This window comes from Hyalangium sp., from assembly GCF_035629615.1.
GTDB lineage: Bacteria > Myxococcota > Myxococcia > Myxococcales > Myxococcaceae > Hyalangium.
On record NZ_DASPHO010000258.1, the window covers coordinates 1 to 11,565 of the forward strand.

Sequence of the window (11,565 nt, forward strand, 5' to 3'; positions counted from 1 at the left end):
ATCCTGGCCGGCTGGGTTGACGAGCTTGAGGTGCCGATCTATCGCGCACGCGACGTGACCGGTTTCGCGCAGGACGACACCGGCGTCGACGTCAAGCTGTCCGACGGCCAGACGCTGCGGGCGCACTATCTCGTCGGGTGCGACGGAGGACGCAGCCTGATCCGCAAAGCAGCCGGCATCGAGTTCCCCGGGTGGGATCCGACAATGAGCAACCTGATCGCCGAGGTCGAGCTGGCCGAGGAGCCGGAATGGGGCATCCGCCGCGACGCGCTCGGCATCCATTCCTTCGGGCCGACTGGCTCGAAGCGCGCTCGCGCGGCGCGCCCAGGGTGGCCTTGCCCAGAAGCGGTAAGCGCCGCCGGGGCGCGAGCGCTCAGCGGCGCTGGCGGCCGGGGGGAAGCGGGCGGAGTTGCGTCGTCTGCTCCTCGACGGGTTGTGCGGCTCGCGGTCCCATGATCTGCGTGGTCTCCGCCGCCCCGCCAGGCGCCGTGGGCAGCTCGCGCGCGCGCAGTGCTTCCACTTCGGCGGGCGTGGGATCGCTGAGCTCCAGGAGTTCCCGCTCGCGCGTCCATCGATCTGCGAAATTCTCGCGCAGCCAGCTCGCGAGCTCGACCGCCGGAAGCGCCTGTCGGACCGGATCGAGCCCGCGCTGGAATGCCCTCGCGTCGGGGAAGCGTCGCTTCAGATCAGGATGAAGCGCGACGCCGAGGACACCCTTGAGCAGCAGGTAAGCGGCGGGTGCGTCGGGTCGCTCCAGGGGCGGAAGCTGGATGCCATGGATGGAAATCTCGGGAAGATCGCCGGACAGCAGCTCGTAGAGGACACAGCCGAGAGCGAAGAGATCGCCAGACGCGGTCGCCTCGGCTCCCTCGAGGCGCTCGGGCGGCATGTACCCGGCCTTTCCAATGACGAGGCCGACCTGAGTGAGCCGATTCTCGGAAGGCAATGAGCTCTCGGAAGGCAATGAGCCTTTCATGAGGACACGCTCCTGGGCTTCGCCGGAACGATGCGCGATCCCGAAATCGACGACCTTCACCACGCCGTCGAACGAAACGACGAGGTTGTCCGCGCTGATGTCGCGATGGATCACGCCATGCTCGTGCGCGTAGGCAAGTCCGCGCAGGGCCTGCTGACAGAGCTCGACGATCACTTCGAGCGGCAGCGTGCCTCCTCCGGCGACGCGTCGGACGAGCTCGAGCACGTTCACGCCACTCAGGTACTCCATGACGATGAACCACGCGCCGTCGATCTGCCCGAGATCGTAGACGGAGACGATGTTCGGGTGATGGAGGCGCGCGGAGGTGCGAGCTTCGCCGATGAAGCGCTGGATCTGGACCTGCGGGGCGTCGTGGTCATCCTCCAGCATCCGTTTGAGGACGACGAGCCGATGAAAACCCGCGCGCCCGGTCCTCACCGCGAGCCACACCTCCCCCATGCCGCCGCGTCCGAGCCGGGTGAGCCGGCGGTAGCGGTGGATGCCAGTTCCCAGATCCGCTCCGCGGAGCGAGCGCGCGGTGAGGATCGCGAGCGCGGTGGAGGCAAGCATCAAGAAGGGCAGCCCGACGAGCACGAAGAGCGGGGCCCCCAGGAGCCAGCCGGCGTCGATGGAGAGCTCACGGCCGAGGAGCGCGAGCGCACACAGAGAGGCGGCGAGCACGGCAGCCGCCATCGCGCCCCGGCGCTTCAGGAGCCGTGCCGCTTCGACTGCCCACGTTCCAGCCACGCACGTCGCGAGGAGCCAGAACAGCGGGAGGCTCAGGCCCGCGGTGGCTTGCGAGAGCGCCTCTGCGGTGACCCCGGTCTCGGGCAGCCTGAGCAGGGACCCGGCAACATCGATCACTCGCACCCCACCGAGCACGAGCGCCACTCCCAGCATCACGCGTCGCCAGCGCGTGAGCGGCAGATCCAGCAGCGACCACGCGACGCGAAGGAGGGTGTACGGGAGGGGGATCGACGGAAGGACGCCGAGCAGGAGCCAGGGACGTGTGTCGGCGATCATCGCGCTGGCTTCCTGGCTGGTGAGCCCCGTCGTCAGGGAGAGCACCGCGAACCCGAGGAAGCTCGAAGCGAGCCAGAGCTGAACCCGCTGTGTTCTCACCGCGGCCCATGTCGCGAAATGCAGGAGCGCGAGGACGAAGAAGGCACCCGCGAGCGCGAGGTGCAGCATGGTGTAGGGGGTCACGGCTCGGGAGCTTAGTCTGCCCGTGGGTCCAGCGGCTGCTCCGCGCTTCCGCGACTGCTCTGCCGGGGCCCACTCACGAAGTGAGGCGATCCATCTTCAGCGCCCCTCACGCGCCACGATCCGCTCGGTGATCCAGCGATCGGTCTCACGCCACTGCTCGAAGAGCCAGAGGTCCCGCTGCTCATGAGGAATGTCGCCCGCTGCCACGCGTCTCAGGCGCAGCTCGATGGTCCGGCCGATGAACGCACCGCGCCAGAAGTGGGCGAGGCTCACCGCGCCCTCGAAGCCCGTCTGCTCCAGGAGGACCACGTCCAGGCCCGGGGCGTGCTCCAGAAGCTTGAGAGGACCTCCCAGCCTGGGCGGAAGGACATGTTGGTAGCCCTGGGCGATCCGCGCGAGCTCCGTGCGCCCCTCTTGCGTGAGCCTGGCCACCGAGGCCTCCAGCTTCTTGGGGCTGAAGCGCGTCCCCTCCGGGTAGATCAGCACGGCCTGCCGCTCTCCGAGCCCGTCCGCCAGGGACGCCACCGCATCCACCTCTGCCTTGCCGCGCTCTCCAGAGCGGTCGACGAACACGTTCGGCAGTCGCCGCCCGACGACGTCCAGGCACGGATCCCAGAGCAGCTCTCGCTTCAGCACGTACTTGAGCAGGATCTTGAACGGGTTCGCCACGGCCACGGCCGCGACCAGCGTGTCGGCGGTGCTCGAGTGCCGGACGAACAGGAGAAACGGCGTGCGCTGGACACACTCCTGCCCTTCGATGCGGAGCTTCATCTGGAAGAGGGCCGCGCCACCGCGCAGCAGCGTCTCGGTCCAGCGCCGCTGGAGCGCGGCATTGGCCTCTTCATATTGGGCCGCGGTGATGAGCCGGCCGCCCAGGGTGCCCAGCCAGATCGCGCCCGCCGCCGCGAGCCCCACCAGCTCACAGGCCAGGTAGAGTGCCACGCAAGCCAGCGCGCGCAGGCGAGGCAGCCGCGCAGCACCTCCTGAGAGCACGTCCACCAGGAGCACCAGCATGGCCCAGAGCGGGAAGAGCCCCAGCACCAGCGAGGCCAGCACCCCATACGCCGTGAAGGACACGAGCCGCCGGAGCCAGACTTCGAGCAAGGATTCTCCTCGCATGCGGAGAAGGCGAGGGCGCGCGGCGGGGATCGTCATGGTGCGATGAGGGGGCGAGGCATGGGGCGAGAGGGGACAGGGGCGACGATGATCTACCCACGCGCACGCGCACCGGGGCTCCATCGCCGGGCAGCGACGGGTGCGGGGAACGCCTTGTGCTCGAGGCGAATCTCCTCGACGACGGCGCCCTCGGATGCGAGCCACGTGGCGACGCCGGGCGCGGAGTAGGTCGCCTCACTGACCACGATCTCGCCGGCGTCGGCGAGCGCCTGCAGTTTGGCTGCGAGGTTGACCGTGTTGCCGAAGTAATCGATGTCGGCGTTGAGCCTCACGGCAAGGCACGGGCCGCTGTGGATCGACACGCGCAGTCGCACGCCGCCGGTCGGGCCGAAGGCAAACTGGATCGCTTGCGCGGCGCGCACCGCATCGAGCGGATCGCAGAACGCACCCATCGCGGCGTCGCCGATCGTCTTGACCAGCGCGCCACGGTGGCTCCGGATCAGTGCGAACACCTCCGTGAAGTGGCGCTTGACCTCGACGAATGCGGCCGGATCGCCGCGCTCGGCGTACATTGCCGTCGAGCCGACCAGGTCGGTGAACAGGATCGTCTGCTCGCCAACCACGAGCTGGACGTCATCGGCGAGGTACTCTTGCGTAAACAGGTCGCGGAACTCCGGGAACGACAGGAGCTTGCCGGGACGCAATGCGATGTCGCTCCACTGCGACGCCTCGACGATGAATGTCAGGTCCTCGGACGTGTCGTTGACCAGCCGCAACGGCGGTGTCGCCCCGGCCGCGATCTCGCGCGGCGCATCGCTGGCGCGCCACGCTACCTCCACCGCCGGTGCGCCGGTGCCCGCGCCGACGTCGAGGAAGCTGTAGCGCTTCTCGCCGTGGAGGCGCAGCCGCCAGCGGCCGCGACCGAGGCGCGGCGTCACGACCGCCTCGCCGCCTGCGGGCACCCTCTTCTGGACGCGAATGTGCTCCTTGGTCGCCGGCTCGGCGCTGCAGAACGTGCGCCGTGGCACCTCGCGGATCGACGGGTGGACGTGGAACGTGATCTCGACGGCCTCGGCGGCACCCGTGACGAAGTCGATGCCACACACCTTGCAATCGCCCTGGCTCTTCAGGTGACCGAGTGCGCTGCTCCCGCCGACGGCGCCGCGGCAGTGCGGGCACACCATGTCCCACGACAGCTCGAGCAGACCGGCGCGTGTCGCGTGCAGGCAGACCCGCAGGACCGCGTCCTCGTCGAGCCCCCATGCCTGCGCTCGCTCGCGCACCTGGATGCGGTAGAGATCCTGCTCGTCGCCTGTGGCGATCCACGCCTGCAGCTGTTTCACGACGGCCGCGTCGAGCCCCTGCCCGACGAGGGAGCGGCCGATCGCCGCGAGCCGGGCCTCGGCGCCCGCTGGCAGCTTGGGTGGCGCCACGATCAGCACCGCCGGGCGCTTCCGCTCGATCTCGGCGGCGAGCCGTGGGAGGAGCTCTGCGTAGCCCGTGCCGACGGACGGGAAGCCGATGCGCAGCGCGACGGCGCCGAGCGGCCCGCGCGGCACGGCGCCGAAGTAGACGTAGAGGCGTGTGCCGCCAACGATCGCCTGCAAGTGGTACACGGCATAGACGGCGCGCGCGAAGCCGCGCTCGTAGAGCCGCACCGACTCGAGCCACTGCCCGGCGACCCAGGTCCACGGCACCTCGATCCACTCCTGGCGAACGCCGCCAGCGCGCGACGTACCCCAGCGCACCGCGCCGCGCTCCTCGAACTTCATCTCGCTGACGCCCAGAGAGCGATTCATTCGGGATGTGTCGCTGATGACGCGCCACAGATCGTCGGGCGCGACCGGAACATCGTAGTGCCAGAACCACTCGAGACGGCGCTCGCCGGCCTGCGCCGCGACCGCCGGCCACGGGTGCAGCACCAACAGGTCCTCGACGGTCCACACGCGGTCATCGTCCGCCGCGGTGACGTCGACCTTGCTCTGGTGGTGTCGCTCTTGCTCGAGAATCCCCATGCGTTCCACTCAGTATCGCTCCTGTACCCTGTGCGAGGCCACCTGACTGCTCTCCCCAACGGAGGGAGGAGGGCCTCACGCTGGCTATTAGAGGGTTTCCCTGCCTGCATTGCCGAGGGTCTAGGAGGAAGGGGGGCCTTCCATGAGGAGGCCGCTCCGTGTCAAGTCGCAGCACTGCCCCCAAGCCGAGTACCTCTCGAGCAACCGCTCCGCCACGCTTCCATCCGCACTCTGGTAGGGCTCCCTTCGGGGCCCGGTGCACATTGGGGTCCGAACCGACCGGGTGCTGCCATCTGTTGAGCGAGCTCGAAGCTCTCAGGGCCACCCCTTTCAAGGTATGGACGGAGGTGCTGAGCCGCCCAGAGAGCAAGGGGGGGAGCAGCGGGCATGCTGGTAGCTGTCCCTGGGTGAGCGCGGAGTGGTCGTCGAGGACACCTTTCCGGGAGTCCCTCCCGGAGGAAAACCGTGCTCGGCGACGTCTTCCAGTGCTTCGTGCGCAAAAGCCCCTTGGCCGTCATGGCGCGTCTGGTGATGCAGCGTGCACTGAGTCCCCAGTGGCTCGATGAGATTTTCGAGCAGCACCGCGACAAGCAGTACACGCGCGAGTTGCTCTTCTCCACGGTGGTGGAGTTGATGACGCTGGTGGCCCTGGGTCTGCGCCCATCGCTGCATGCGGCGGCCCAGGCCAGCGACGGGTTGGCGGTGTCCCTGACAGCCCTGTACGACAAGGTCAACCACACCGAGCCCGAGGTGGGGCGAGCGCTGGTACAAGGTAGCGCTGAGCAAGTGGCTGTCGTGGTCAAGTCGATGAAGGTGCAGCAGGAGCCTTGGGCCGGCGGCTACCGGGTGCGAGTGCTGGATGGCAACCACATGGCCGCCAGCGACAAGCGACTGAAGCGGCTGCGTGGCTTCCGGGGAGCGGCCCTGCCCGGGCAGTCCCTAGCACCAAACGCGCTATGTGCCGTCCGAGGGATCTGATGAAGGTTCCTCGCTCTGGGGAGGCGGAGCTTCGAGGGAGTAGAGCACGAGGCGATCGGCCAGCCAGGGGATCCGGAGCTTCTTGGAGTTGAGGTGCTCGATGTGGTGCTGCCACCAGTCGCGGAACCACCTGGGGTGGAGGAGGACAAAGAGGGCCTTGTCGGACAGGTAGAGTTCGGCCGGGAAGTGGAGCCACCAGCGGCGCAGGGTGCGCGGGCGAGCCCGGCAGAAGCGCTCGGGTAGCGAGGCGGTGAAGTGGCCGAGGGCGTTGACAGCCAGGCCCGCCAGCCAGGAGTAGAGCATCAGGGCGTTGTTGCGAAAGCCGGGCCTGTCGGGGTCTGCGCTGTGCTTGGAGTAGCCAGAGGGTGCCGCATCGACGGAAGGCATCATGGAGCAGAACGCGGTAGGTCTGCTCTTTGTGCTGGCGAGCGCGAAACTCCTGGATGAGGGTGAGAGCCGGGGTGGCGTTGTCGCGGAAGACGAAGAGGGCATGCCACCTGTCCTTGCCTTTTCGCCCCACTTCGCGCGCGACGATGGTGCGGACATGACGGAGGGGGGAGTGCCTGTCAGCGCGAAGGGCGGTGGTGGTTTCGGCCACGTGGATGCGCTTGGCGCGGGCGCCCTTGTAGCGGCCCGGCTCCTCGTAGGGGTGAAGAGTTTTTCGGGCAGGGCCTTCCAGTGCTTGAGGTAGGCGGTGCGCCTGGGAGTGCGCGCCAGCAGCACCTGGTTGGGGTTCTGGTCCACCACCTGGAGCAGCTCGCGGTGGTTGTTGGCAGCCCCCGCGTCGAGCACCACCCGCAGGGGAGTACGGCGGTAGCGAGTGCGCAGCGCGGCGAGAATCTTCGAGGCGATGGGGGCCAGGCGCGCGTTGCCCGGGGTGACGACCAAGTCGAGCAGGGTGCGCAGGCCGGTGTCGAAGGAGAAGAAGAGCTTCTCCACACGCATCTTCTTGTTGCGGATGGTGTGGAAGCCCTTGGGGATGAGGAACTTGCGGATGAAGCGCGCCACGGCGTGCTCGTCGATGGAGACCAGCAGCCGCTGAGCAGAGGCCACCACCGGCTGAGTGAGGCGGACGAACCTGCCTACCGCCTGCGGTGGTGCCCACCACCGCGCCGATGACGGCAGAGCTCAGTCCCAGGCCGCTGTGTGACAGCAGGTAGGACACCATGCTTCGCAGCGCCGCCACCCCGCCCACGAAGCTCAGGAACACCAGCGCTGCCAGCACCACCCCGCGCTGCATGCCGTCCAGCTGTGACAGCTCCACGCCGCTCTCGCTCGGCCTGGCTCAAAGCAGCAGGACTCTTCATGACCCGCACCTTCTGCATGGGGCCGACCTCTACTCACTCCACAGGTAGGATGGCAAGGCCACAACGCTCAAGGTAGGTCGCCCCTGTGCTCGGCCCTGCTCTCCTCAGGCAGGCGCAAGGGCGCTGGCGTCACCTCCGCGCTCCCTCCACACGCGGAACTCTGCAAGTCACCCGTTTCGAGCCTCAAGCGCGTTTGGTGCTAGTAGACGAGACGTTCGCGGCGAACACGGCGCCGGGCATTCCGCAGGGCAGGCAGTTCGACTCCTCGCTCACGCTGGGCGGCCGTTTCTAACGGTTCATGGGCTCGGACGCTCGGGGGAGGGAGTGGGGAGATGGATCTCCTCCCCCATCTCCTCCTGGCTGAACTTGGCGAGTCGATCCGAGCGCAAGAACTCGGAGAGCGGAAGAACACTGGACCAGATGCGAACCGTGTCGTCGCTGCTGCCAGAGACGAGAAAGCGTCCGTCGGGCGTGAAAGCCACCGCTCTCACAGAGCTGGTGTGGCCCGACAGGCTGCGAAGCAGGAGCCCATCGGCATCCCAGACCCTGACGATGTTGTCCGCTGCGGCCGTCATCATCCGGTGCCCGTCCCGAGAGAAGGCGACGGCGAGAATCTGCTCCCGTGAGCGGTCCAGCTGGAGGCGGGTCGAGTCGTCCAGGCCATAGAGCCACGAGGCCCCATCGCGGTCCCCGACCAACAGTCGTCGGCCATCCGGTGAGAACGCGATCGCGTTGATGAAGTTCGGACGCTTGACGAGCACGCGGGCCTCATCGCTCCGGGACCAGAGCTGCACGGTCCCATCTCTTCCCCCTGATGCGATCAGTTCGCCGACGGGGGAGACGGCCACTGAGGTGACAGGCCCTTCATGCTTCCAGAAGGTGAACACCCCCTCGCCCGCGGCGTTCCAGAGCCTGACCGACCCATCCCGGCTGCCTGTCACATACACGCTCCCGTCCGGCGCACAGGCCACGCTGCTGACCGGCTCGGAATGACCCGCGAGCCGCGTGACGCGGCCCGTCGACAGCTCGATGATGGCCGCCGTCGTGTCCATGCTCCCTGTGAGGAGGTCGGAGCCGCCTCGACAAAAGGCGATGGACCACACGGCTTGTTGGTGATGCTTCAGGACCTGAAGACTCTTTCCTTCCAGATCCACGAGTTGCACCGAGCTGTCGGTGTTGGCGATGGCCAGCGTCCCGCCATCAGGCGAGATGGCCACCCCCATGACGGGCGCAGGCGACTCGATGACGCGAACAGTGCTGCCCTGGAGCCACCACAGCTTCACCCCACCGTCCCAGCTCGCGGTGAACACCTCGGGAGAGTTCGTCAGGAACTCCGCGCGTACGACTGCATCGCTGTGCCCGCGGAGTGTCCGCAACAGCCTGGGTTCGAAGCTCCAGACTTTGACGAGGCCATCTCCGCCGGCTGTGAGGATCTGCTGGCTCCGCGGATCGATGGCGACGGCATGGATGTTGCGCTCATGCGCGGCGATCGACCACCGCAGGGTGCCATCCTCCATCCACAGACTCAGGACACCTGAAACATTACCCGTGACCACCCATCCGTTGGGCGAGCTGCCGATCGACGTGATGGCTCCTTTCTGGCTCGCGAACGTCGCGAGCTTCTTGCCTCCCAACGTCCACAGCGCCGCAGTCCCTTCGAAGTGGCCCGTCAACAGGCGGTCGCCATCCGCGGTGAACGCCAACCCGAGGACGGTCGACGGGCAGTTGAAGCGTCCCAGGAACTCTCCCTCCCTGCTCCAGACGCGTACGTCCCGTCCCTTCTCGTCGGCGATCGCTATCCGATCGCCCCTCGCGGAGATCGCGCAAGCTGTGGCTGCGTGCTCAGGGTCACCGATCGTCCGTAACAGGCTGAGCGAGTGTGACCAGATGCGCACGCGTCCGTCCGCGCCGCAAGTGAGGATCGTATCAGGTCCGACGGCAAGGGCCCGGGCTTCCCCCGGATGAGGCATCGTGCCGAGCAACTGCCCCGTCCGCGTCCACAGCCGCAGGTTCGTGTTCCAATCTACCGTGACAATCCAGTTGCCATCCGACGAGATTGCCGCGCTAATGGGCCGGTCGTGATGGATGCTGAGCGCGTAGGGCGAACTCTGTTCGTACCAGGTGTCCAGCAGACGAGAAGTGACGGGCGACGAAAGCGTTTGCAGTGATCGCTCCGCGAGTCGCACCGCCAACGTTGGATCGCGCCGCTCCGTCAAGAGCGCACGGGCGAGCAGCCCATTCGCGGCTGCCTGCTGCTTCGAGTGCTGCTGTTGCTGATAGAAGTACACGGCGCTGATCGACGAGACCACCGCGAGGAGGATCGACACGAGGAGCGCCGCGAGCCGGACCATCGCGGCCCTGCGTCTCAGCGTCCGCTCGAGCCCGAGCAATTCCCAGGGCGTGGTCCCATGGATGGTGGCGGAGAGGTGCGCGACGCGTCGGATGAACTCATCTCCGCCAGGAGGGCCCGCAGCCCCGCTCTGCAGGCCGCGAAAGTCCCCCCACAAGGGCTCCGTGGCGAACCTTCCCCGCAGGCACGTCGGGATGCAGTTCGTCTTCTCCCAATTGAAGTCGCCTCTGCCCTCGTCCCACTCGATCTCGCCTCCGGTCACCGCGATCACTAGCGTGTCCAGAGACTTCTCCTGCTGCCATACCCGCAGCTCGCGCTCGACCCACTTCGACTGTGCTGCCTCTGGCGAAGCCAGCAAGAGCAGATAGCGGGAGCGCTTGAGCGCCGCCTGGATCCGCGGCCACAGGTTGGGCGCGGCGGACAGGTCGGTCACATCGCGGTAGACCGCCAGCGCAGAGAGCTTGTACCAGGGCTTGGCCAGCTGACGCAGGGCTGTCTGGAGCGAGTGCGCCAGCTCTGAGTTCGCCTTGTGCGAGTACGAGATGAAGGCGTCATAGTCGGCCATCAATCCCACGCTCCAATCCCCTCATGCCCACAGGATACTCTGTGTACCCTGCGGCGCAGCCCCTCATCCAGAGAATGTGCAGCTCCGCGAGCGCCTCGTCGGTTCGGCCCAGAAGTGTCCCTGCTGGTACAGCGAGAACCCGTGGTCGTTGTACAGCCGCGGCAGATCCACAAACGGTAGATCGAGCAAGGCCCACGTCGTCACGAAGCGTGGGACGTGGCTCTGGAGCAGGGGAGCACCTTTCGACCCGAACGCATCCGCGAGAAAGACCACATCCTCCTGGTTGGCCCCGTCGAAACACTTTCCCTCGTGCCGCAAGCGCGTGAGCAGGAAGGGTCTGCCTGGGAGCACGTAGGCCGTCATCGCCGCCAGCGGAGGTGCCTCTTCTCTGGCTGCGGAATCGCAGCAGGGGGCAAACGCCCACCGGGTCAGGCGGCGTGTCCCGCGCCACAACCCGAGTTCCTGAGGGCAGTGGATGGAGAGCGCGGGCCTCTCCGGGACTTGTGTGGGATCCTGGGTCGGAGCTGCCGCCCGACGGATCTCGGCCCAGAGCCCCAGGTCCTCGAGGCGCGCCGGCGCGAGTGGCTCGCACTTCGCGAGCAGCGCTTCGCGTTCGGCGGTGCTGCTGTTGCACTCCAGGAGGACCTTGCCCTGTCCGGTTGCGGGATCGATGGCCATCAGCATGGCCTGACATCCCCTCCTACTCTCCTCGAGTGGCTCGCTGACCGGTCCCGGTTTCCAACTCTCGACGCCGATCCCGTACACGGTCGCGCTGGGCGCGAGCCAGAGTGTCGCGGTCGTGTGCGTGCCGGCCACGACCGGGACGAACACCGGCACGCTGACGCTCCAGCACGATGCCGGCGCGCCGGTCTTGATCGGCCTCACGTGCAACGCATTCGCTGGCCAAGTCAAGGTCGTCGAGCCGCTCAACACGATGGTGCTCTATGGCTCCCAGTGGGGTCGCGCCACGATCCACAACACCGGCGTCGGGCCGCTCCACATCAACAACCTGACCGCGTCTGGGCTCAGCATCCGGGGCATCACGCTTCCCG

At 67.5% G+C, this 11,565-nt stretch carries 9 protein-coding genes; 3 read left to right on the forward strand and 6 right to left on the reverse strand.

All coding sequences use genetic code 11. From position 1 onward, the window contains the following. On the forward strand, window positions 1-456 hold a 456-nt coding region (locus VD972_RS45480), incomplete at its 5' end, for an FAD-dependent monooxygenase (RefSeq protein ID WP_324986087.1). Here VD972_RS45480 and VD972_RS12935 read toward each other — a convergent pair. The 3 genes from VD972_RS12935 to VD972_RS12945 form a co-directional block, all read right to left on the reverse strand. After that, window positions 374-2,182 carry a serine/threonine-protein kinase gene (locus tag VD972_RS12935; protein WP_324986089.1) on the reverse strand — a complete coding sequence of 603 codons (1,809 nt, stop codon included), beginning with the start codon at window positions 2,180-2,182 and terminating at the stop codon, window positions 374-376. The genes VD972_RS45480 and VD972_RS12935 overlap by 83 nt on opposite strands. A gap of 96 nt (window positions 2,183-2,278) precedes the next feature. Then, window positions 2,279-3,286, reverse strand: a complete 1,008-nt coding sequence (locus tag VD972_RS12940) for a lysophospholipid acyltransferase family protein (protein WP_324986092.1) — start codon at window positions 3,284-3,286, stop codon at window positions 2,279-2,281. Between the two features lie 104 nt (window positions 3,287-3,390). Beyond that, complete coding sequence (locus VD972_RS12945; protein WP_324986104.1) at window positions 3,391-5,313, reverse strand: adenylate/guanylate cyclase domain-containing protein; 1,923 nt, start codon at window positions 5,311-5,313, stop codon at window positions 3,391-3,393. A 465-nt stretch (window positions 5,314-5,778) separates the two neighbouring features. On the opposite strand from VD972_RS12945, the gene VD972_RS12950 reads away from it, so the two are divergent. Continuing rightward, entirely contained in the window at window positions 5,779-6,291 is a 513-nt protein-coding gene (locus VD972_RS12950; protein WP_324986095.1) for a hypothetical protein, read from the forward strand. Here the strand turns inward: VD972_RS12950 and VD972_RS12955 are convergent. The 3 genes from VD972_RS12955 to VD972_RS12965 form a co-directional block, all read right to left on the reverse strand. Beyond that, window positions 6,268-7,344: a hypothetical protein gene (locus VD972_RS12955; RefSeq protein WP_324986097.1), complete on the reverse strand. Its 1,077-nt coding sequence runs from the start codon at window positions 7,342-7,344 to the stop codon at window positions 6,268-6,270. The two genes, VD972_RS12950 and VD972_RS12955, sit on opposite strands and share 24 nt — an antisense overlap. Before the next feature lie 550 nt (window positions 7,345-7,894). Beyond that, window positions 7,895-10,513, reverse strand: a complete 2,619-nt coding sequence (locus VD972_RS12960) for a TIR domain-containing protein (RefSeq protein ID WP_324986098.1) — start codon at window positions 10,511-10,513, stop codon at window positions 7,895-7,897. Between the two features lie 63 nt (window positions 10,514-10,576). Further along, window positions 10,577-11,350 carry a hypothetical protein gene (locus tag VD972_RS12965; protein ID WP_324986101.1) on the reverse strand — a complete coding sequence of 258 codons (774 nt, stop codon included), beginning with the start codon at window positions 11,348-11,350 and terminating at the stop codon, window positions 10,577-10,579. 34 nt (window positions 11,351-11,384) lie between these two features. Here VD972_RS12965 and VD972_RS12970 point away from each other — a divergent pair. Continuing rightward, on the forward strand, window positions 11,385-11,565 hold a 181-nt coding region (locus VD972_RS12970), incomplete at its 3' end, for a hypothetical protein (RefSeq protein ID WP_324986102.1).